The sequence below is a fragment of the Massilia sp. Root418 genome, assembly GCF_001425265.1.
In the GTDB taxonomy this organism is placed as follows: domain Bacteria; phylum Pseudomonadota; class Gammaproteobacteria; order Burkholderiales; family Burkholderiaceae_D; genus Rugamonas.
The window spans coordinates 1,134,544-1,155,810 of sequence record NZ_LMEC01000020.1; the positions used below are offsets into that span (position 1 = coordinate 1,134,544).

The following is a 21,267-nucleotide window of genomic DNA, read 5'->3' on the forward strand; positions in this document are numbered from 1 at the left end:
CTGCGTATGGAGCATACTCAGGAGGAAATCATGGCAAACTGGCCAAGCGCAATGCAGGTGGTGCTGGGGCTGCCTGCAATTCAGAACGTCGGCGGCAAGCTGATCGTTACCCCTGAAATCATCAACGCGGGCGGCGCCGCCATCCACCGCCTGATGTGCCACGACATCACACTGGGCTGCGCCCGACGCCTGGGCCCGCCGCACGGCTACCCGGTGGTGCTGGGCGACGTCGAGCGCAGCGGCGTGGCGCGCGTGACGGCCGTGTTTTCCGGCATCGGCATGCTGCCGGAGGCGCAATACCTGCTGACGGTACGCGGCAGCTACATCGTCGAGGATATCAGTTTTCCGATGGCGCTGACGCGCTACGTGCAGGTGCCGCCGCCGTCCGCCGCCGCCGAGCCGCGCCTGCTGCACGCGCGGGTGGCCAGTGCGGTCTGCACCGACTTCTGGAACTACGAACTGGTGAACGAGCAGGAAACCGGCAGCGGGCTGGACATCGTCGGCTTTACGCTCAGCCTGGCCGCGCCGGTCACGGTGACCGGCATCCCGCTGGGCTGGACCATGGAGACGGATGCCGTGAGCTTTGTGCGCTGGTCGCTGCTGCCGCAGGAACAGGGCGCGGCGGGCCGGATCGGCCCCGGGCGCTCGCTCAGCGGCTTTCAATTGATGAGTCCGCACACCCGCTCGGAAGCCACGCTCAGCACCCTGGCAGTGTGGGACCGCACGGCTGGCCGCGCGGGAGCCGCCGTGCTGGACTACGCCGTGGTGCCCTACCGTTACGGCATGTGAGTGGCGGCTACAGCACGCCGTCGCCGCGCAGCGCGGCGATGTCGGCATCGCTGTAGCCCAGCGCGCGCAGCACTTCGTCGTTGTGCTGGCCCAGCGCAGGGCCGAGCCAGTTGGTGTGGCCCGGCGTTGCGGACAGCTTGGGCGAAATGGCCGGCAATTTGACCGGCGTGCCGTCGGCAAAGTGGTGCTGCTCGAACATGCCGCGCGCCAGGAATTGCGGATCGCTCATCATGTCGCGCACCGAATAAATCTTCCCGGCCGGGACATCGGCCGCCTTCAGCACGGCCAGCGCCTCGTCTATGGCCAGGGTGTCGCACCAGGCCTGGATGGCGCCGTCGATATCCTCCGTGCGCTGCACCCGGCCGTCATTGCGCTCCAGCTGCGGATCGCCCGCCATGTCGATGCGGCCTATGGCCAGCATCAGGCGCTTGAAGATCGCATCGCCGTTGCCGGCGATGACGATGTTCTCGCCATCCTTGGTGGTGTAGGTATTGGACGGCACGATGCCGGGCAGCGCACCGCCGGTGCGCTCGCGCACCACGCCCGCGTGGTCGAACTCCGGCACCAGCGATTCCATCAGGTTGAACACCGACTCGTACAGCGCCACGTCCACCATCTGGCCCTGGCCAGCGTCGCGGCCGCCGGTGGCGTCGCGGTGGCGCAGCGCCATCATGGCGCCGATCACGCCGTGCAGCGCGGCCACCGAATCGCCGATGGACACGCCCACGCGCACCGGCGGCCGGTCCGCGTGGCCGGACACGTAGCGCAGCCCGCCCATCGATTCGCCGATGGCGCCAAAACCGGGCAAGTCCTTCATCGGCCCGGTCTGGCCGAAGCCGGACAGGCGTACCATGATGATGGACGGCTTGACGGCCTTCAGCTGCTCGTAGCCCAGTTCCCACTTCTCCAGCACGCCGGGCCGGTAATTCTCGACGATGATGTCCGCCTCCAGCGCCAGCTCCCTGGCGATGGCGCGGCCGCGCGCGTCCTTCATGTTGAGGGTGATGCTTTTCTTGTTGCGCGACTGGACCGACCACCACAGCGAGGTGCCGTCCTTGAGCACGCGCCACTTGCGGATCGGGTCGCCGTCGCCCGGCGCCTCCACCTTGATCACTTCCGCGCCGAACTCGCCCAGCATGCGGGCGCAGAACGGGCCCGCGATCAGGGTGCCGAGTTCGAGAACCTTGATGCCATTGAGGGCCCCTGGAGTCATGTTGTCCGCCTGTCGAGCATGGCCCGCGCGATGGTGCCCGCGTCCACGTATTCCAGCTCGCCGCCGACCGGCACGCCGCGCGCCAGCCGGCTCACCTTCAGTCCGCGCGCCTTCAGCAGCTCGCTGATGTAGTGCGCGGTGGCTTCGCCTTCGTTGGTGAAATTGGTGGCCAGCACCACCTCGCCGACCACGCCGTCGTTGGCGCGCTCGACCAGCTTTTCCAGATGGATATCCTTGGGTCCGATGCCGTCCAGCGGAGACAGCCTGCCCATCAGCACGAAGTACAGGCCCTTGTAGGTCAGGGTCTGTTCTATCATCATCTGGTCGGCCGGGGTTTCAACCACGCACAGCATGCGCTTGTCGCGGTCTTCATCGCGGCAGGTGCCGCAGATCTCGTCTTCGGTGAAGGTATTGCACAGCGCGCAGTGGTGCACCGCTTCCACCGCCTGGAACAGCGCGCGCGACAGCATGGCCGCGCCCTCGCGGTCGTGCTGCAGCAAATGGTAGGCCATGCGCTGCGCCGACTTCGGCCCCACGCCAGGCAGGCGGCGCAAGGCCTCCGTGAGGAATTCCAGCGATGTCGCCATACATCAGCCTTGCTTGAAGGCGCTCAGGATATCGGCCGTCATGGTCGGCACGAATTCGGTGATGGTATAGCTGGCCGCGCCGGCCTCGTTGAAGGGATCGAGTTCGATCACCGCTTCGATGTCGGCGCGGCTGTCGGCCGTGGCAATGATGATGCCGCCGGTGCGCGGCACCATGCGGCCCGACATGAGGAACATGCCGTTGTCATACTGCTCGCGCAGGTACTCGCGGTGAGCGGCCAGGAGCGCGTCGATCTCCTCGGCCGGTTTCAAATACGTGAGCGAGATAATAAACATACCGTGTGCGCCGGCTTAGAAAGGCATCTTGAAGCCGGCGGGCAGGTTCATGCCGGAAGTCAGGCCGGCCATTTTCTCGGCGGAGGTTGCCTCGGCCTTGCGCACCGCGTCGTTGAAGGCGGCGGCCACCAGGTCTTCCAGCATGTCCTTGTCGTCGGCCAGCAGCGACGGGTCGATCGAGACGCGCTTGACGTCGTTCTTGCAGGTCATGACAACCTTCACCAGGCCAGCGCCCGACTGGCCTTCCACTTCGATCGAACCCAGGGCTTCCTGGGCTTTTTTCATGTTGTCCTGCATTGCTTGCGCCTGCTTCATCAGGCCAGCCAGTTGGTTTTTCATCATGGTGATGTTCTCCGTGTCAGATTCGATAAGTATAAATTAGTGCGCGGGCGGGGCCGGCGGCGGCACGATCGAGCCCGGCACCACGAAGGCGCCGAATTCGCGGATCATGCTTTGGATAAACGGGTCGTTGGCCACGGTTTCCTCGGCGGCGCGCTGCACGGCGGCACGGTGCGCCTGCGCTTCGGCGCTGGCGGTGTACCAGGTCGGGCCGAGTTCGGTTTCCACGCGGATCGGGCGGCCGAAGCGTTCCGTCAGCGCCAGGGCCAGTTTCTCGACATTTGGCGGGGTGCGCCAGGTTTCAATCGGCACGCGGATATTGAACACCGCGCTGTGGGTGCCGTCCGGCACGCAGGTGATCAGTTCGGCCTGCGTGGCAAGCTGCTGGGCCACGCCGCGCAGCGGCAGGCGGGCCGACAGCGCGGGCCAGTTGCCGTCCCAGTCCAGCTCAGGGATCGGGGTGATGACGTAGGCATGCGGCGCCTTGGCCGGGGCCGGGGCGGGGCGCGGTGCGAACGTCGGCTGCTGGCCTTGCTGAGCTTGCTGGCCTTGCTGCGTGTAGTCCTGCGGTGCGGCGTCGGCCTGGCCGTGGGCGGGCATGGCACTGTCGTCGGAAAATTCGGTTACCCAGGGCGGCAGGTCATCGTCAGCAGCGGCCGGAGCGGGCTGCGGCGCAGGCTGTGCGGCCGGTTGCCGCGCCTGCTGGACGGGCGCCTCCAGGACTGCCGTGCCCATCGAAGGACGGCCGTCATCCCACGGCGCCGCCCCTTGCGTACGCGGCGCGGCCGGGGATGGCGCATCGTCCCAAGGCGCGGAGGCCGGGGCGCTCGCTGCCTGGCGCGGCGGTGCGGCTTGCGCAGCAGGCGCCGCCGGCGCATCTTCCCAAGGCGCAGGCGGGCGCGCCGGCGCTGGGGCGGGCGGAGCAGCGCTGTACGCCGGCGCTGGCGCTGCGGGCGCGGCTTCGGACGCGGCAGGAGCCGGCGGCGTCAACGTTGGCCGGCTGCTGACGGGTTTCTGCCCGGACGCGGCGCGCGCAGCCTCAAGCGCAGCCTGGATCGCTGCCCGTGCCGGGCTGAGCGGCGCGCCGGAGGCAGGGGCTGCGGCCACAGCCCCTGCCGCGGCCGGAGCGGATGCGAATGTGTCAGCGGGGGCCGATGCGTTAGCAGGCGCAGAGGCTTGTGCAGGCGCCGATGCTGGAGGGCGCGCGGCCAATTGAGCAGGCGCGGATGCCTGAGCAGGCGCCGATGCTTGAACCGAAGCGGCTACGTGAGCCGATGCGGATGCTTGAGCAGGTGCCGATGCTTGAACCGGAGCGGATGCTTGAGCAGGTGTGGCTGCGGGTGCGGGTGGGGTTGCGCCAAACGCTGGCGCGGCAGTACGCGCGGCCGGAGCGGCTGCGTCGGCGCGGGCCATGGCGGCGGCGCCTGCCACCACCGACGGCGGCGGCACGGATAAATGGCTCGCTGCCGACACCGACGCGGCACGCGCAGCTGCCCCGCCGGCGGCCGCGCCGCCCACATTCAATCCCGCCGCAGCGGCGGCAGCGCGGGCAGCGCCCGGACCGCGCGCTACGGCCGGCGCGGCTGACGGAACACCTTCGGCGCCACCGACGCCGGGGCGAAAGGCCAGCATGCGCAGCAGGGTCATCGAGAACCCCGCATACTCGTCCGGCGCCAGGCCCAGTTCGTTGCGGCCATGCACGGCAATCTGATAATACAGCTGCACCTCTTCCGCATCGAACGCGGCAGCCAGGCGCACGATGTCCGCGTACTCCGGCAAGTCGGACGGCAGCGCGGACGGCACCGTCTGCGCCAGCGCGATCCGGTGCAGCAAGGTGCCCAGGTCCTGCAAGGCGCCGTTGTACGACAGGCTGCGCGTGGCCATCTCATCGGCCACAGCCAGCAGGTCGGCACCGTCCTGCGCCGCCAGCGCGTCGAGCAGGCGGATCAGGTAAGACTGGTCCAGCGCACCCAGCATGCCCTGCACCGCGTCCAGCGTCACTTCGCCTGCAGCATAGGCGATGGCCTGGTCGGTCAGCGACAGCGCGTCGCGCATGGAACCATGCGCGCCCTGCGCCAGCAAGCGCAGCGCCGGCTGCTCGAAAGTGATGCCCTCCTGTCCCAGGATATTGTCCAGGTGGCTGATGATGTGGCCCGGCGGCATCTGCTTCAGGTTGAACTGCAGGCAGCGCGACAGCACGGTCACAGGAATCTTTTGCGGATCGGTGGTCGCCAGGATGAACTTCACGTGCTCCGGCGGCTCTTCCAGCGTCTTCAGCATCGAGTTGAAGGCGTGATTGGTGAGCATGTGCACCTCGTCGATCATATAGACCTTGAAGCGCGCATTCGACGGCGCGTACACCGCCTGCTCCAGCAACTGCGCCATTTCGTCCACGCCGCGGTTGGACGCCGCATCCATTTCTATATAGTCGACGAAGCGGCCGCCGTCGATGGCGGTACAGGCTTCGCACACCCCGCACGGCGTGGCGGTGATGCCGCCGCTGCCGTCCGGCCCCACGCAATTGAGCGATTTGGCCAGGATGCGCGACAGCGTGGTCTTGCCGACGCCCCGCGTGCCGGTAAATAAATAGGCGTGGTGCAGCCGGCCGCTGTGCAGCGCATGCGTGAGTGCGCGCACGACGTGCTCTTGGCCGACGAGCGTTTCAAAGTTCCGGGGACGGTATTTGCGGGCGAGGACTTGATAGGACATGGCTGGGATTTTACCGTAGATAGCAGGTGCTGCGGTCAACATTAGACGTTGGACATGACTTCGCTTACACTCTTGCTTTCCTTTTAACAATTGAGAAAAATGAAAAAACTCGCTTTAGCCCTGCTGTGCGCCCTGCCGCTGCTGGTCCATGCCGAAGAGCGCGAATGGGCGCCGTATAAAAAAATCATCGAAACGGTAAAGCTGGACAAATTCTACAGCCTGCCCGCCGCCGAGCGCGACAAGTTGAAAGTGTATGCCCGCTTCACGCCGGTCAACAAAGCCATCGCGCCCGGCAGCCTGAAACTCACCGTGGTGCATGCGGAGGGCAAATCGCCGCTGGTGCTGGACGAACTGGGCCGCACGGTGATCGTGCCGAACGAGAAATGGATCGCCGAGGACGCAAAGATCTGGACCAACCAGCCCAAGGGCGAAAAGGCCAGCATCGGCTTCGACCTGGTGGCCGTGGTGCCGGAAGCGCTGCAATGGAACTACGCCACGGTGATGGGCAGCGTGCCGCAGTCCAACGCCGCCATCGACAAGGTGGCCGGCGCGCTGAGCTTGTTTGCGCCCACCATGAAAGTAGTGATCTTCAAGTTCCGCAAGCCGGCCCAGCTGGTGGTGCAGGCCAAGGGCGGCGAGAAGCGCTACGCGACGGACGCCAAGCAGCAGATCAAGCTCAAGCTGGACAAGGCGCTGCTGGCGGAAAACCCGCTGGTGACGGTGAGCGAGCAGCCGTACGAAGCAGAAGTGGACGGCGAATAAATGACTGCAACGTAAAAGCAGCAGGCGAAAAAAAAGCTGCTTCGGCAGCTTTTTACTTCTCAGATCTAAAGAGGCGAGCCTGATCTGCGGCACTTGCGGTGAATAGCTGTGGCTGCTTCGTTCCCGACCTGACCAGGTTGGCCATGCCGCAATGCGCAGGGGCCCGCCGAGCGTCATTATACCCGCTCCCGGCGAATCTGCCTAATCCCACCCCAAACCGAGCTGAGCCGCATTTTCCCCCACTTCGGGGTCTGACCCCGAAGTGGGGGAAAATGCGGCTCAGGCTGCTTATGGGAATTGTCTGAGGCGTTAGGATTACAAGCCGAGTTCTTGCCAGATCTGGTCGACGCGGCTCTTTACCTCCGGCGCCATGACGATGGTGGTGCCCCATTCGCGCATGGTTTCGCCCGGCCATTTATTGGTGGCGTCGATGCCCATCTTGCTGCCCAGGCCGCTCACCGGCGAGGCGAAGTCCAGGTAGTCGATCGGCGTATGGTCCACCAGGGTGGTGTCGCGGGTCGGGTCGACGCGGGTGGTGATGGCCCAGATGACTTCGTTCCAGTCGCGGATATTGACATCCTCGTCCACCACCACGATGAACTTGGTATACATGAACTGGCGCAGGAAGCTCCACACCCCCATCATCACGCGCTTGGCGTGGCCGGCATACTGCTTGCGGATCTGCACCACCGCCATGCGGTAGCTGCAGCCCTCGGCCGGCAGATGGAAATCGGTGATCTCGCTGAACTGCTTTTGCAGCAGCGGGACGAACACTTCGTTCAGCGCCAGGCCCAGCATGGCCGGCTCGTCCGGCGGCTTGCCGGTGTAGGTCGAGTGGTAGATCGGGTCGCGCCGCATGGTGATGCGGTCGATGGTGAACACCGGGAAGGAATCCTGCTCATTATAGTAGCCGGTGTGGTCGCCGTACGGCCCTTCCAGCGCGTGCTCGTAGCCGCTCGGGTGGTTTTCGTCCGGGTAGATGTGCCCTTCCAGCACGATCTCGGCCGAGGCCGGCACGCGCAGCTCGCTGCCGATGGCTTTCACCAGTTCCGTGCGGCTGCCGCGCAGCAGGCCGGCGAACTGGTATTCGGACAGGGTGTCCGGCACCGGCGTGACCGCGCCCAGGATGGTGGCCGGGTCGGCGCCCAGCGCCACTGCGATCGGGTAGGGCTTGCCCTTGCTCTGGATGGCGTGCTCGCGGAAGTCCAGCGCGCCGCCCCGGTGCGCCAGCCAGCGCATGATGACCTTGTTCGGCCCCAGCACCTGCTGGCGGTAGATGCCCAGGTTCTGGCGCTTCTTGTTGGGCCCCTTGGTAATCACCAGCCCCCAAGTGATCAGCGGCGCCACGTCGCCCGGCCAGCAGTGCTGGATCGGCAGGCGCGCCAGGTCGACGTCCTTGCCTTCCCAGACGATCTCCTGGCAGGGCGCGCCCTTCATCTCTTTGGGCGACATATCCCACACCGCCTTGACCAGCGAGCCCATGTCCATCAAGTCCTTGAAGCCCTTGGGCGGCTCCGGCTCTTTCAGGCGCGCCAGCACGTGGCCGATCTTGCGCAGTTCGCTGGTGTCCTGGGCGCCCATGCCGAGCGCCACGCGGCGCTGCGTGCCGAACAGATTGCCCAGCACCGGCATGCTGTGGCCGGTGGGATTCTGGAACAGCAGGGCCGGTCCGCCAGCCCGCAAAACGCGGTCGCAGACCTCGGTCATCTCTAAATGGGGGGAAACTGCTGCCAAAACAGGCTTAAGCTCGCCCATTTTTTGCAACTGGGCAATAAAATCTCGCAAATCGGAATATTTCATACTTTTTTACTTTTTTTTCGCTTCGGACGGGCTGGACGAGGTTTTTCGGTCAAGTGGTTGATTTTATTGGTTTTTGCTGCTTTGCAAGGTAAAAAGCTAGATTCATAAGTTATAAAGAACGCGCGTGTTAGTATTGACGTGATATAAAACGGCTTCTACAATTTGCCTACTTGAAGAGGACATGGTCACTTAGCCAACTTTATCACCGCTAGGACCAGTTGCTCATTCATTCACGGAGTCGGGGCTCCACATGACATTTTAAGGAGTGTTTTCAAAAGGCGTCTGCCTTACCCCCGAAAAAAGTTGTATTGCGACTGTTTACAGATAGGCCTCCAGCATACGCTCCAGGCAGTAACAGCTCAGGCAAGCAATGATGGCGTTCGGCGCGCGCCCACGGCGGCTTCGAACGAATGATATTTCTGATGCACGGCATTGGCACATCGATACGACCGCGTATGCACACTTTGCACGCGGCAGGGATGCGCTCGTTACGGACATTTCAGGGGAGTTCTGAATGACTAATCGTTTCACCTCGGTAGCAAATGCTACCCGCCAGCTGGCGCGTGCCGCTACTGGCCTGGCCGGCTCGCGCGTCACCGCACGCAGCGTACTGACCACCGCACAACACACTTTGACCGTTTTCGGCGTGAGCGCCCTGGTCATGATCGCCGTCCTGTTCGCCCGTCCCGACCTGGCGCAAGCCCTGAGCAAGAGCTTGCTGCCGCAACCTGAAGCCGTCGCCACGGTCAGCGCGCCGCCGCTGCACGAACTGATGGAAGCGCCCGCCGGCGGCACCGCTGCCGCTGCCGACGCAACCCCGCTGACGGCGGAGGAAAAAGCCATCATGGGCACCCGCAAGCAGCAGGAATGGGTCACTTCCTGGCTGTCCAAGCGCTACCGCGTGGCGGGCGACGCCACCAATATGCTGGTGTCCACCGCCTACCTGACGGCCCGCGAGATCAAGCTGGACCCGCTGCTGATCCTGGCCGTGATGGCCATCGAGTCCGGCCTGAACCCGTTCGCCGAGAGCCCCATGGGCGCCCAGGGCCTGATGCAGGTGATGTCCAAGATCCACCATGAGAAGTTCCAGGACATGGGCGGCGTGCAGGCGGCCCTGAACCCGGTGGCCAACATCCGCGTCGGCTCGCTGATCCTGAAGGACTATGTGACCCGAGGCGGTTCCGTGGAGGCCGGCCTGAAGACTTACGTGGGCGCCGCCGCCTTCGAGACCGATGACGGCTACGGTTCGCGCGTGCTGGCCGAATACAAGCGCCTGAAGCAGGTTTCCGCCGGCAAGAAGGTGCCGACCACCACCCCGGTGATGGCAGCCGCCCCATCGCCTGCCAAGCAGGTTGAAACGGCCGTGGCGGCAAACACCGCCCCGGTGACTGCCGCAGCCAAGCTGCCGGACGCCCAGCTGGCCGGCCTGTAATTCTGCTCCCCCCATAAAAAAAAAGCCGCTTGCGCGGCTTTTTTTACGTCCATACGTTTGAAGCGATTAACGCTTCTTGTCGTTCTCGACTTCTTCCGGACGCATCTTGCCGGCCAGCTTGTCGAGTACGCCGTTGACATACTTGTGGCCGTCAATGCCGCCGAAGGACTTGGTCAGCTCCACCGCTTCGTTGATGACGACGCGGTAAGGGATTTCCAGGTTGTTCTTCAGCTCGTAGGCGCCGATCAGCAGCACGGCGTGCTCCACCGGCGACAGTTCGGCCACGCCGCGGTCCACCAGCGGCGCGAACGTGGCGCGCAGCGCTTCCGATTCCTTGATGGCGCCGTACAGCAGGTTGGTAAAGTGCTCGGCGTCGGCCTTGTCGAAGCCGTGCGCGGCGCGGATGTGGTTGACGACGGTTTTCGCGTCTTCATTGTTCAGCAGCCACTGGTACAGGCCCTGCAGCGCGAACTCGCGCGCGCGGTGGCGCGGCGTGCGGTTCTTGCTCGGGTTGGCATGCGTAGAGTTGTCGGTCATGATTTCCTGCCTATTCTTATTAAGTACTGATTATTCTTCTTCGTCGTAGCCGCCGTCTTGCTGGAGTTCTTCCAGCGCGATCGACAGGTTGGCCATTTCCACGGCCACGCGGGCGGCGTCCGCACCTTTGACCGCCATGCGCACTTCAGCCTGCTCGTCGTTCTCGGTGGTCAGCACGGCATTGGCAATCGGGATGCCGAAGTCCAGGCCGATGCGGGTGATGCCGGCGCCCGACTCGTTCGAGACCAGCTCGAAGTGGTAGGTTTCGCCGCGGATGACGGCGCCCAGCGCGATCAGCGCGTCGAACTGCTGCGATTCGGCCAGCTTCTGCAGCACCAGGGGGATCTCCAGCGCGCCCGGCACGGTCACGTGCAGCACGTCTTCATCGGCCACGCCGAGGTGCTTCAGTTCGGCCAGGCAGGCCGACAGCAGGCCGTGGCACACGTCTTCATTGAAACGCGCTTGAACGATACCGACGCGCAAGCCTTCGCCGGACAGATTGGTTTCGTAGCTTCCTACGGTCATGGTGCGCCTCTTTTCTGTATGTATATAAATGTGGGTGAACGGGTTACGCGGCCGGCTTGGCGACGTAGCCCGTGACTTCGAGGTCGAAACCTGCCATGGAAGGCATTTTACGCGGGCTGGCCAGCAGCTTCATCTGCCGCACGCCAACCGCGCGCAGGATTTGCGCGCCGATGCCGTAATCGCGCAAACCCATGCTGGCGGCGCGGCCTTGCGGCTTGGCGTCCTTGCCCAGCGCGTCGAACTGGCTGAACAGCTGTTCGGCCGTCTCTTCGCAGTTCAGCAGCACGATCACGCCCTGCTCGGCCGCCTGCACCGCCTGCATCGAGGACGAGATGTTCCACGAGTGGGTGGTCGCTTCCGATTCCAGCAAGTCCAGGATGGACACCGGCTGGTGCACGCGCACCAGCGATTCCTTGCCGGCGGCCATGTCGCCGTGCACCAGCGCCAGGTGGGCCGAGCCGGTCGGCGTGTCGCGGAAGGCAATCATGCGGAAGTCGCCATAGGCGGTCTTCAAAGGACGCTCAGCCACGCGCTGCACGATGCATTCGTTCTGGCTGCGGTAGTGGATCAGGTCGGCGATGGTGCCGATCTTGAGGTTGTGCTCCTTGGCGAACTCCAGCAGGTCCGGCAGACGCGCCATGGTGCCGTCGTCCTTGACGATTTCGCAGATCACGGAAGCCGGGGTCAGGCCCGCCATGGCGGTCAGGTCGCAGCCCGCTTCGGTATGGCCGGCGCGCATCAGTACGCCGCCCTTCTGCGCTTTTAGCGGGAAGATATGGCCCGGCTGCACGATGTCCATCGGCACGGCGTTCTTGGCCACGGCCACCTGGATGGTCCTGGCGCGGTCGGCAGCGGAGATACCGGTGGTCACGCCTTCGGCCGCTTCGATCGACACCGTGAAGTTGGTGCCGAACGAGGTGCCGTTGCGGGCCGTCATCATGGACAGGTCGAGCTGCTTGCAACGCTCTTCGGTCAGGGTCAGGCAGACCAGGCCGCGCGCGTGCTTGATCATGAAATTGATCGCTTCCGGCGTGACGAAGTCCGCCGCGAGCACCAGGTCGCCCTCGTTTTCCCGGTCTTCCTCGTCGACCAGGATCACCATGCGGCCAGCGCGCAACTCGGCGACGATTTCTTCGGTGCTGGAGATAGACATTTCAAATCCTTCGTTCAGGTTTCTTTAACCCTCTATTTTAAAGGATTTGGAGAAACTAATCTGGAACTCCACCTCGATTGGGCCTGTCAGCGCCGAATTAATACGTATGGTAGCGTTACACAGGATCCCGCTTTTCGGGTAAGGTAATGCGTCCACCACTCACCATTTAGCGACCGTGACTGCACAAACGACCGACCTCGCGCCCCGCCTGACCTGGCAATTGGGCGCCGAACTGGGCGAAGGCCCGCTGTGGCTGCCCGAACAGCAGCGCCTGTATTTCGTCAACCTGAAGGGCAGCACGCTGCACGCGCTGGACGCGGACGGCAGCCAGCATGCCTGGACCCTGCCGACCTTCATCTGCTGGATCGTGCCGCGCCAGGACGGCGACGGCTTCATGGCCGGCCTGCGCGACGGCGTGGTGCGCCTGTGGCTGGAGCCCGAGCTGCGCTTTGAGTATGTGGCCCGCCCCACCGAGGGCAAGGCCGGCGTGCGCCTGAACGACGCCAAGGCCGACCTGCAAGGCCGCCTGTGGTTCGGCAGCATGAACGCGGCCGACGTGCACAGCCCGGACGGCCAGCTGTTCCGCCTGGCCGCCGACGGCGAACTGACGGTGGCGCAGGACGGCGTCCACATCTGCAACGGGCCGGCCTTCAGCCTGGACGGCAGCGTGATGTACCACAGCGACAGCCTGCTGAACCGCACCTACGCCTACGACGTCGCGGCCGACGGCGGCCTGGGGCCGGCCCGCTTGTGGCGCCAGTTCGGCGACGGCGAAGGCTCGCCGGACGGCATGACGGTCGATACCGAAGGCTGCGTCTGGATCGCGCAGTGGGGCGGCAGCCGCGTATGCCGCTACAGCGCGGACGGCGAACTGCTGGCCACCATCGCGATGCCGGTGTCCCAGCCCGCCTCCTGCGTGTTTGGCGGCCCGGACTTGAAGACGCTGTACATCACCACCGCCTGGGAAGGCCTGAGCGAGGCGCAGCGCGCCGCCGAACCGCTGGCCGGTTCGCTGTTTGCCGTGCAGCTGGACGTGGGCGGCGCGCCGCCGGCACGCTACGGCAAATAGTCCCTCCGGCGGATTGGCGGGTTACGGCGTTCCGCCTAACCCGCCCTACGCAGTTTCGTCCCCGGCGGATCTGGCGGGTTACGGCGTTCCGCCTAACCCGCCCTACGCRGTTTCGTCCTGCGGCACCGTAGGGCGGGTTAGGCGCAACGCGCCGTAACCCGCCAAGCACGCCCACCGCATAAGCTTACTCCCCTCCCCCGCATAAACTAACGCAATCTTATTCGTTCCACAACAAGGAACGCGTGGCTAGACTCGCTCATTCCAGGTACTCATAACCTGTCATGACAGGTCAGCCACCATGCCGAGCAACAGCTTTCATCCTGTAGAAGTATCGCCCGTTCCGCTCCACACCCAGGTCCGCGAACGCCTGCGCGAGCGCATCCTTGACGGCAGCTACCCTGCCCACGCGCAGCTGCCCGCCGAGAGCGAATTGGGCGGCATCTTCGGCGTCAGCCGCATCACCGTGCGCCAGGCGCTGGGCGACCTGCAGAAGGAAGGCATGATCTTCAAGGTGCCCGGCAAAGGCACCTTCGTCTCCAAGCCCAAAGCCTTCCAGGAACTCACGCAGCTGGAAGGCTTCGCCGAAGCCATGTCGCGCATGGGCTACGAAATCTACAACCAAGTGATCAGCCACAAGACGCTGCCCGCCCCCGCCAGGGCCGCCCAAAAGCTCGGCCTGGCCAACGGCCAGCCGGTGTGCGAGATCAAGCGCATCCGGCACCTGAACCGCGAACCGCTGTCGCTCGAAGTGACCTACCTGCCCGAGCAAATCGGCGAGCGCCTGCGCAAGGAAGACCTGGCCGGGCGCGACATTTTCCTGATCCTGGAGAACGACTACGGCATCGCGCTCGGCCGTGCCGACCTGCAGATCGAAGCCACGCTGGCCGACGCCGCGCTGGCGCACGCGCTGCGTGTGACCGAAGGCAGTGCCGTGCTGCGCATGGAGCGCCTGACGCACGCGGCCGGCGCCGGCGGCACGCAAACCCCGCTGGATTTCGAGTACCTGTACTTCCGCGGCGACGCATTCCAGTACCGGATGCAAATTGCCCGCCGCACCTAAAACACATTCAGGGAGCACACATGGAAACCCATACTCAAACAGTCGACGTGCTGGTGATCGGCGGCGGCACGGCCGGACCGATGGCCGCCGTCAAGGCCAAGGAAGCCAACCCCGCCTTGCGCGTGCTGCTGCTGGAGAAGGCCAACGTCAAGCGCAGCGGCGCCATCTCGATGGGCATGGACGGCTTGAACAACGCCGTTGTCCCCGGCTTCGCCACGCCCGAGCAGTACGTGAAGGAAATCACCACCGCCAACGACGGCATCGTCAACCAGGCCACCGTCATGGCCTACGCGCAGAACAGCTACCCGATGATCGAGGAGCTGGACCGCTGGGGCGTGAAGTTCGAGAAGGACGAGAACGGCGACTACGCCATGCGCAAGGTGCACCACATGGGCACCTACGTGCTGCCGATGCCCGAGGGGCACGACATAAAGAAGGTGCTGTACCGGCGCCTGAAGCGCACCCGGGTGGAGATCACAAACCGCCTGGTGGCCACGCGGCTGCTGACGGCGCAGGACGGCAGCATCGCCGGCGCCATGGCCTTCGACTGCCGCACCGGCGACTTCCACGTGATCCGCGCCAAGACGGTGGTGCTGTCCACCGGTGCGGCCGGCCGCCTCGGCCTGCCCGCCTCCGGCTACCTGTTCGGCACCTACGAAAACCCGACCAACGCCGGCGACGGCTACAGCATGGCCTACCACGCAGGCGCGGAACTCAGCGGGATCGAGTGCTTCCAGATCAACCCCTTGATCAAGGATTACAACGGCCCTGCCTGTGCCTACGTGACCGGCCCCTTCGGCGGCTACACCACCAACGCCAAGGGCGAACGCTTCATCGAGTGCGACTACTGGAGCGGCCAGATGATGCAGGAGTTCTACAACGAGCTGCAAGGCGGTAACGGCCCGGTGTTCCTGAAGCTGGACCACCTGGCGGAGGAAACCATCAGCACCATCGAAGAAATCCTGCACACCAACGAGCGGCCGAGCCGCGGGCGCTTCCACGAGGGACGCGGCACCGACTACCGCCAGCAGATGGTGGAAATGCACATCTCCGAGATCGGCTTGTGCAGCGGGCACTCCGCTTCCGGGGTGTGGGTGAACGAGCACGCGGAGACCACGGTGGCTGGCCTGTACGCGGCGGGCGACCTGGCCTGCGTGCCGCACAACTACATGCTGGGCGCCTTCGTGTACGGCAAGCTGGCCGGCGAGAGCGCTGCGCGCTACTGCGCCGCGCACGGACTGGCGGAGCTGGACGACGAGCAGGTGGCGGCGGAACGCGAGCGCGTGTGGGCGCCGCTGCACCGCAAGGACGGCCTGCCGCCGTCGCAGGTGGAATACAAGCTGCGCCGCATGGTGAACGACTACCTGCAGCCACCCAAGGTGACGCGCAAGATGGAACTGGGCTTGCAGCGCTTCGAAGCCATCCGCGCAGACCTGGACCGCATCACCGCCGCCGGCCCGCATGAGCTGATGCGCGCCATGGAGGTGCACTTCATCCGCGACTGCGCCGAGCTGGCAGCGCGCGCCTCGCTGTACCGAACCGAAAGCCGCTGGGGCCTGTACCACAACCGCGTGGACTACCCGGAGCGCAACGACGCCGACTGGCATGTGCACGTGCAGGTCAAAAAAGTGGATGGCGAGATGACGTGCTTCAAGCGCCCCATCGCGCCCTACATCGTGCCGCTGGACGAACAGGAGAAGTCCGCCTACCAGCGCCTGCGCGTGCGTACCGAAGCGCCCGACGCCGAACCGATTGCCGCCTGAGGAACCCTATGACCATCGCTTTTACCCCATCCAGCGTCCCGGTGCGCGTGGACGACGAACTGTGCATCGCCCACAAGGGCTGCACCGTGTGCGTCGACGTCTGCCCGCTCGACGTGCTTGCCATCGACATCGTGAAAGGCAAGGCCTACATGAAGTTCGATGAGTGCTGGTACTGCATGCCATGTGAAAAAGACTGCCCCACCGGCGCGGTCACTGTCGATATCCCTTACCTGCTTCGTTAGGAGAACACCATGCAACGCAAACTGACCGCCCTGCTGCTCGCGCTGGCCACTGCCGGCGGCGCCGCCAACGCAGAAACCATCCGCGTGGCCATCGGCACGCAGGACACCACCATCAACTGCGCCACCGGCGGCCTGCTGATCCGCGAGCTGAAGCTGCTGGAAAAATTCCTGCCGCGCGACGGCAAGTACAAGGACGCGCAATACGACATCCAGTGGAAGAATTTCACCTCCGGCGCGCCGCTGACCAATGAAATGGTGGCGGGCAAACTGGACCTGGGCTCGATGGCCGACTTCCCCGGCTCCTTCAACGGCGCGGCGTTCCAGAAGGCGGGCAAGCAAAGCCAGTTCATCACCGTACTGTCCGGCAGCACGCAGGGCAGCGGCAACGGCATCGTGGTGCCCAAGGCGTCCGGCGTGCAGTCGCTGGCCGAGCTGAAGGGCAAGACCATCTCGGTGCCCTTCGCCTCTACAGCGCACGGCATGTTGCTGCGCGCCGTGAAGGCGCAGGGCTGGGACCCGGAGCGCGACGTCACCATCGTGACGCAGGCGCCGGAAGTGGCCGGTTCCGCCCTGCAGGCTAACAAGATCGAAGCGCACGCCGACTTCGTGCCGTTCGCCGAACTGTTCCCACACCGCGGCTTTGCGCGCAAGATCTACGACGGTTCGCAGGCGGGCGCGCCGACGCTGCACGGCAGCCTGGTGGACACGGACTTCGCGAAAAGATATCCCGAGATCGTGGTGGCCTATCTGCGCGCGGCCATCGAGGCGGAGCGCCTGATCGCGGCCGAGCCGGAAAAGTACAGCGAACTGATTGCCAAGGTGACCGGCATCGAGGCGGAAGTGAATTACCTGTTCCACGGCCCGCTCGGCCTGCAGACCCGCGACTTCACCTGGAAGCCGGAGTACCGCCAGGCGGTGCAAACGTCCATCGACACCCTGCGCCTGATGAAACGCACCGACGCCGACCTGAACGTGAACAGCTTCATCAACGACCAGTACCTGCGCACCGCCTTCCAGCAGGCGGGGATCGACTACGAGGCGCGCCTGAAGAACTATGCCCGCCAGCCCCTCGCCGCCAAGGACGCCGCCAGCGGCAAGGCCATCACGGACTTCAAGCGCGCCGCGCAGCTGTGGGTGCAGGGCGAGCCGCTGGTGCGCAGCTACGCCAGCACCGAAACGGCGTTCAGCGAGCTGGCCAAGCTGGAGAAGGCCGGCAGGAAAGTACGCGTGATGTATGCGCATGACCGCAACAGCGGCCTGAAACTGCTGGCCGAGGACGCGTGGTACGTCAGCGCGAAGAAGGAGATCAGCAGCTTCCTGCTCAAGGACGCGGCCGAAGCCTGGGCCAGGCAGAACGGCGGCAAGGTGCTGGACTATAGCGCCGCCAAAAATGCGATCTGACGGAGGGCGGACATGACTATCGCAGCAAGCTCCCCACGCGGCGCCTCCGCCGCCGGCCCGGTGCCGCCGGAAGCGGGCCGCACGCAGGCCAGGCATCACCCAGGCGCCGGCGCCCTGCCAGCCCCGGCGTCACGCGTGTCCGCCCGGCTGGCGCTACGCCTTGCATCGCTGCTGGCCTGCTTGCTGGCCTGGCAGTGGGCTTCGACCAGCCATTTGAATCTCGGCCTGGTCACTTTCCAGAACGTGCCGGCGCCGGTGGAAGTGCTGCGCGCGGGATGGGACCTGCTGCAGTCGCCGCTGCTGCTCAAGCACCTGGGCGCAAGCCTGGCGCGCGTGTTCTGCGGCTTTGCGGCGGCGGCGCTGGCCGGCGTGGCGCTAGGCCTGCTGATCGGCCGCTCGCGCTGGGCAGAAGACGTGCTGCTGCCGCCGCTCGAAATGCTGCGCCCCATCCCCGCCGTGGCCTGGATACCGCTCGCCATCCTGATGTTCCCTTCGTCGGAGATGTCGATGATCTTCATCACCTTCACCGGCGCCCTGTTCCCCATCCTGCTCAACACCGTGCATGGCGTGGAGCATGTCGATGCGCGGCTGGTGGCGTCCGCGCGCAGCCTGGGCAGCGGCAAGCTGTCCGTGTTCGCGGAAGTGATCCTGCCGGGCGCCGCGCCCAGCATCGTCACCGGCCTGGCCATCGGCATGGGCACGGCCTGGTTCTGCCTGGTGACCGCAGAAATGATCTCGGGCCAGTTCGGCATCGGCTATTACACCTGGGCCTCGTACACCATCCAGAACTACGCCGACATCGTGGTCGGGATGCTGGTCATCGGCCTGTTCGGCATGGGCAGCAGCGCGCTGATCAAGCGCCTCGGCCACGCCTGCATGCCCTGGCAGCGCCGCGAAAAGGAGCAATCATGACAACCGCAGAATACGGCCGCATCCGCATGGAGCGGCTGCACATCCAGTTCGGCCAGGGCGCGCAAGCCTTCGAGACCGTGCAGGACATTACCCTGGACGTGGCGCCCGGAGAATTCGTGTGCCTGCTGGGCCCTTCCGGCTGCGGCAAGTCCACGCTGCTGGGCGCATTGGCCGGCCACCTGCAGCCCAGCCAGGGCAGCATCACCGTGGACGGCCAGCCGGTGCGGGGCCCGCACCCCGAGCGCGGCCTGGTGTTCCAGCAGCACACCCTGTTCCCGTGGAAGAAAGTGCTGCAGAACGTGGCCTTCGGCCTGAAGATGAAGGGCGTGCCGCGCGCCGAGCGCCATGCGCGGGCGCTGGAACTGATTGAACTGGTGGGCCTGTCCGGCTTCGAGCACCACTATCCGTCGCAGCTGTCCGGCGGCATGCGCCAGCGCGTGGAAATCGCGCGCGTGCTGATCAACCATCCGCGCGTGATGCTGATGGACGAACCGTTCGGCGCGCTGGACGCGCAAACGCGGCTGATGATGCAGGAGCTGCTGCTCGGCGTCTGGGCGCGCATCAGGACAACCATCGTCTTCATCACGCATGACATCGACGAGGCGCTGTTCCTGGCCGACCGCATCCTGGTCATGAGCCCGCGCCCGGGCCGCATCATCGAGGAGCTGCGCCTGGACTTCGAGCGCCCGCGCGGCCCGGAACTGGTGACCTCGCCCGAGTTCACGCGCCTCAAGCGCCACTGCCTGGCGTTGCTGCATCCCTCGGTGCATGCGCTGCCGCTGGAGCGCCTCAGCCCCCTGGGCGGCTTGGCCGCTCCCCCCCATCACAGCCTGTTGAGAAAAACCGCATGATCACACTACTGAACGACGATCCCGCGCTGCTGCAGCGCCTGCAGGCCGGCGACAGCGGCATCCGCCGCATAGCGCTGCTCGACCTGGCCGACATCGCCGGCGAAGAACACCTTCCGCTGTTCATCGCGGCCCTGCGCGACCCCGCCGCCGAGGTGCGGGCGGAAGCGGCGCGGGCGCTGGAAACGTGGGAGAGCCCGGAAGGCGTGGCCGCACTGGCCATCGCGCTGGCCGACGAGGATGGGGAAGTGCGCGCCGCCGCCGCACAGACGCTGTCCGAGCTGAAGGATCCATCGTCCGCGGCCGCCCTGCTGCCGCACGCCGCGCACGCGCTGCCATCGGTGCGCGCCGCGGTGCTGCGCGGCGTGCGCGAACTGCGCGTGGCCGCCGGCCTGCAGCCGGCCCTCGCCGCGCTGGACGACGGCGACGCCACGGTGCGGCGCGAAGCGGTTTCCGTGCTGGGCTATCTGAAGCATCCGGGCGCCGTCGGCGCGCTGACCGCTGCCGCCACCGGCGACGCTGCCGCCGACGTGCGCCGCGCCGCCATCGGCGCCCTGGGCTACGCGGCCGGGGCCGGCTTACAGGCTGGGGCTGCGCCAGGCGCGTCCGGCGCAGCGCAGGGGCACGCTGGCAATGCGGCCCCAGGCGCCGTGCTGGCCGCCCTGCTGGGCGGTCTCGCAGACCCTTCCTGGCAGGTGCGCGAAGAGGCGGCCGGCACGCTGGGCAAGCTGCGCCTGCCTGCTGCCGCCGCGCCGCTGACCGAGGCGCTGGACGACCCTTATTGGCAGGTGCGCCTGCGCGCGGCGCGCAGCCTGGGGCGATTGCGCCACACCGCCGCGGTGCCCGCCCTGGCCGCCGTGCTGGCGCACGCCATCGGCAATCTGCGCAAGGAGGCGGCGCTGGCGCTGGGCGAGATCGGCGATCCGGCTGCCCTGCCCGCCCTGGCCGCCATCGACCAGGACCCGGACCCCGAGGTGCGCAAGGCCGCCCGCCTGGCGGCCGCGCAGATACGGCAGGGGGGCGCGCCATGAGCATCCAGTCCATCAGCAACCATCCGGCGCGCGGCATGCTGGAGATCGTGCTGGACAGCGGCGCCAGCCGCACGCTCACGCATGCCACCCTGCGGGAAGGCTGCCGCTGCGCCGACTGCACCGCGCTGCGCCGCGCCGGCACGCCCTTGCAGGCCGACGGCGCCATCCGCCTGCTTGCCGTCGAACCGGTGGGGGCATATGGCGTGCAGCTGGTCTTCAGCGACCGGCATGACCGGGGCATCTATCCCTGGATTTACCTGGAGCAACTATCGGATCGCGCGGCATCCGGCCCGCCTCTCCCATAAGTGAGCGGCGCGGATTCCCGGTTCGGCATAGGATGGTGGCTCCCGTACAACACCACTGAGGAGGCACTATGAAGACAAGCGGATCAGCCGTCTGGTCGGGCGGCATCAAGGACGGCAAAGGCGCCATCAGCACGCAAAGCGGCGCCATGAAGGACTATCCCTACGGTTTTGCCAGCCGCTTCGAGGGCAAGCCGGGCACCAATCCGGAGGAATTGATCGGCGCCGCGCACGCCGGCTGCTTCACCATGGCGCTTTCGCTGATCCTGGGCGAAGCCGGGCTGACGGCGGAAAAAATGGACACCAAGGCGGAGGTTACGCTCGACAAGGTGGCGGACGGCTACGCCATCACCGCCGTGCACCTGACCCTGCAGGCGAAGATCCCGGGCGCCGACAAGGCCACCTTCGACGAATTGACCGCCAAGGCCAAGGCGGGCTGCCCGGTATCGAAACTGCTGAACGCCAACATCACGCTGGACGCGACCTTGCTCTGAGCGGG

The 21,267-nt window shown here is 65.8% G+C and carries 22 protein-coding genes and 1 other RNA gene; 13 read left to right on the top strand and 10 right to left on the bottom strand.

Annotation, left to right across the window (positions count from 1 at the left end):
• Nucleotides 1-30 precede the first annotated feature (30 nt).
• Nucleotides 31-789: a hypothetical protein gene (locus ASC94_RS17350; protein ID WP_157201483.1), complete on the top strand. Its 759-nt coding sequence runs from the start codon at nt 31-33 to the stop codon at nt 787-789.
• 7 nt (nt 790-796) lie between these two features.
• On the opposite strand, the gene ASC94_RS17355 is transcribed toward ASC94_RS17350, so the two are convergent.
• The 5 genes from ASC94_RS17355 to dnaX are packed head-to-tail and all read right to left on the bottom strand — an operon-like array spanning nt 797 to nt 5,931.
• A complete protein-coding gene (locus ASC94_RS17355; protein WP_056397375.1) occupies nt 797-2,002 on the bottom strand; it encodes a CaiB/BaiF CoA-transferase family protein in 1,206 nt (401 codons plus the stop codon).
• Entirely contained in the window at nt 1,999-2,589 is a 591-nt protein-coding gene (gene recR, locus ASC94_RS17360; RefSeq protein ID WP_056397379.1) for a recombination mediator RecR, read from the bottom strand. The genes ASC94_RS17355 and recR overlap by 4 nt, the downstream gene beginning before the upstream one ends.
• 3 nt (nt 2,590-2,592) lie before the next feature.
• On the bottom strand, nt 2,593-2,883 hold the full coding sequence (locus ASC94_RS17365) for a YciI family protein (RefSeq protein WP_056397381.1): 291 nt from the start codon (nt 2,881-2,883) through the stop codon (nt 2,593-2,595).
• Between the two features lie 15 nt (nt 2,884-2,898).
• On the bottom strand, nt 2,899-3,225 hold the full coding sequence (locus tag ASC94_RS17370) for a YbaB/EbfC family nucleoid-associated protein (RefSeq protein WP_056397384.1): 327 nt from the start codon (nt 3,223-3,225) through the stop codon (nt 2,899-2,901).
• A 36-nt stretch (nt 3,226-3,261) separates the two neighbouring features.
• Nucleotides 3,262-5,931: a DNA polymerase III subunit gamma/tau gene (dnaX, locus tag ASC94_RS17375; RefSeq protein ID WP_056398125.1), complete on the bottom strand. Its 2,670-nt coding sequence runs from the start codon at nt 5,929-5,931 to the stop codon at nt 3,262-3,264.
• A gap of 99 nt (nt 5,932-6,030) precedes the next feature.
• Between dnaX and ASC94_RS17380 the strand changes: the two genes are divergently transcribed.
• Nucleotides 6,031-6,693, top strand: a complete 663-nt coding sequence (locus ASC94_RS17380; protein WP_056397387.1) for a hypothetical protein — start codon at nt 6,031-6,033, stop codon at nt 6,691-6,693.
• A gap of 69 nt (nt 6,694-6,762) precedes the next feature.
• On the opposite strand, the gene ffs is transcribed toward ASC94_RS17380, so the two are convergent.
• Together ffs and ubiD are read right to left on the bottom strand one after the other, a co-directional pair.
• Nucleotides 6,763-6,861: signal recognition particle sRNA small type (gene ffs / locus ASC94_RS31985), an RNA gene on the bottom strand.
• A gap of 147 nt (nt 6,862-7,008) precedes the next feature.
• Complete coding sequence (gene ubiD / locus ASC94_RS17385) at nt 7,009-8,493, bottom strand: 4-hydroxy-3-polyprenylbenzoate decarboxylase (protein ID WP_082616603.1); 1,485 nt, start codon at nt 8,491-8,493, stop codon at nt 7,009-7,011.
• A 514-nt stretch (nt 8,494-9,007) separates the two neighbouring features.
• On the opposite strand from ubiD, the gene ASC94_RS17390 reads away from it, so the two are divergent.
• The gene (locus ASC94_RS17390) at nt 9,008-9,925 is read left to right on the top strand and encodes a transglycosylase SLT domain-containing protein (protein WP_082616604.1); all 918 of its coding nucleotides are present in this window, start codon (nt 9,008-9,010) and stop codon (nt 9,923-9,925) included.
• 66 nt (nt 9,926-9,991) lie between these two features.
• Here the strand turns inward: ASC94_RS17390 and nusB are convergent, their stop codons facing one another.
• Genes nusB through ribBA form a run of 3 tightly spaced genes read right to left on the bottom strand, consistent with a single transcriptional unit; the run spans nt 9,992 to nt 12,140 of the window.
• Nucleotides 9,992-10,462, bottom strand: a complete 471-nt coding sequence (nusB, locus tag ASC94_RS17395) for a transcription antitermination factor NusB (RefSeq protein WP_056397394.1) — start codon at nt 10,460-10,462, stop codon at nt 9,992-9,994.
• Between the two features lie 30 nt (nt 10,463-10,492).
• Nucleotides 10,493-10,987, bottom strand: coding sequence for a 6,7-dimethyl-8-ribityllumazine synthase (ribH, locus tag ASC94_RS17400; protein ID WP_056397396.1), 495 nt, complete (start codon nt 10,985-10,987; stop codon nt 10,493-10,495).
• 43 nt (nt 10,988-11,030) lie between these two features.
• The gene (gene ribBA / locus ASC94_RS17405) at nt 11,031-12,140 is read right to left on the bottom strand and encodes a bifunctional 3,4-dihydroxy-2-butanone-4-phosphate synthase/GTP cyclohydrolase II (RefSeq protein WP_056397399.1); all 1,110 of its coding nucleotides are present in this window, start codon (nt 12,138-12,140) and stop codon (nt 11,031-11,033) included.
• Nucleotides 12,141-12,315: 175 nt separating this feature from the next.
• Here ribBA and ASC94_RS17410 point away from each other — a divergent pair, with 175 nt between their 5' ends.
• The 10 genes from ASC94_RS17410 (at nt 12,316) to ASC94_RS17455 (ending at nt 21,262) form a co-directional block, all read left to right on the top strand.
• The gene (locus ASC94_RS17410) at nt 12,316-13,209 is read left to right on the top strand and encodes an SMP-30/gluconolactonase/LRE family protein (RefSeq protein ID WP_056397403.1); all 894 of its coding nucleotides are present in this window, start codon (nt 12,316-12,318) and stop codon (nt 13,207-13,209) included.
• A 298-nt stretch (nt 13,210-13,507) separates the two neighbouring features.
• Complete coding sequence (locus ASC94_RS17415; protein WP_056397405.1) at nt 13,508-14,269, top strand: GntR family transcriptional regulator; 762 nt, start codon at nt 13,508-13,510, stop codon at nt 14,267-14,269.
• A gap of 20 nt (nt 14,270-14,289) precedes the next feature.
• On the top strand, nt 14,290-16,032 hold the full coding sequence (locus ASC94_RS17420; RefSeq protein ID WP_056397408.1) for a fumarate reductase/succinate dehydrogenase flavoprotein subunit: 1,743 nt from the start codon (nt 14,290-14,292) through the stop codon (nt 16,030-16,032).
• Between the two features lie 8 nt (nt 16,033-16,040).
• Nucleotides 16,041-16,274, top strand: a complete 234-nt coding sequence (locus ASC94_RS17425) for a ferredoxin family protein (protein WP_056397410.1) — start codon at nt 16,041-16,043, stop codon at nt 16,272-16,274.
• A gap of 9 nt (nt 16,275-16,283) precedes the next feature.
• A complete protein-coding gene (locus ASC94_RS17430) occupies nt 16,284-17,675 on the top strand; it encodes an ABC transporter substrate-binding protein (RefSeq protein WP_056397415.1) in 1,392 nt (463 codons plus the stop codon).
• 12 nt (nt 17,676-17,687) lie between these two features.
• Complete coding sequence (locus ASC94_RS17435) at nt 17,688-18,587, top strand: ABC transporter permease (protein WP_082616605.1); 900 nt, start codon at nt 17,688-17,690, stop codon at nt 18,585-18,587.
• Complete coding sequence (locus tag ASC94_RS17440) at nt 18,584-19,438, top strand: ABC transporter ATP-binding protein (protein WP_056397418.1); 855 nt, start codon at nt 18,584-18,586, stop codon at nt 19,436-19,438. Before ASC94_RS17435 ends, ASC94_RS17440 begins: the two co-directional genes overlap by 4 nt.
• Nucleotides 19,435-20,466 (top strand): HEAT repeat domain-containing protein, encoded by a 1,032-nt coding sequence (locus ASC94_RS17445; protein ID WP_056397421.1) that lies wholly within the window; start codon nt 19,435-19,437, stop codon nt 20,464-20,466. The genes ASC94_RS17440 and ASC94_RS17445 overlap by 4 nt, the downstream gene beginning before the upstream one ends.
• Nucleotides 20,463-20,771 (top strand): DUF971 domain-containing protein, encoded by a 309-nt coding sequence (locus tag ASC94_RS17450; RefSeq protein WP_056397424.1) that lies wholly within the window; start codon nt 20,463-20,465, stop codon nt 20,769-20,771. Before ASC94_RS17445 ends, ASC94_RS17450 begins: the two co-directional genes overlap by 4 nt.
• Before the next feature lie 68 nt (nt 20,772-20,839).
• Entirely contained in the window at nt 20,840-21,262 is a 423-nt protein-coding gene (locus ASC94_RS17455; protein ID WP_056397427.1) for an OsmC family protein, read from the top strand.
• Nucleotides 21,263-21,267 lie beyond the last annotated feature (5 nt).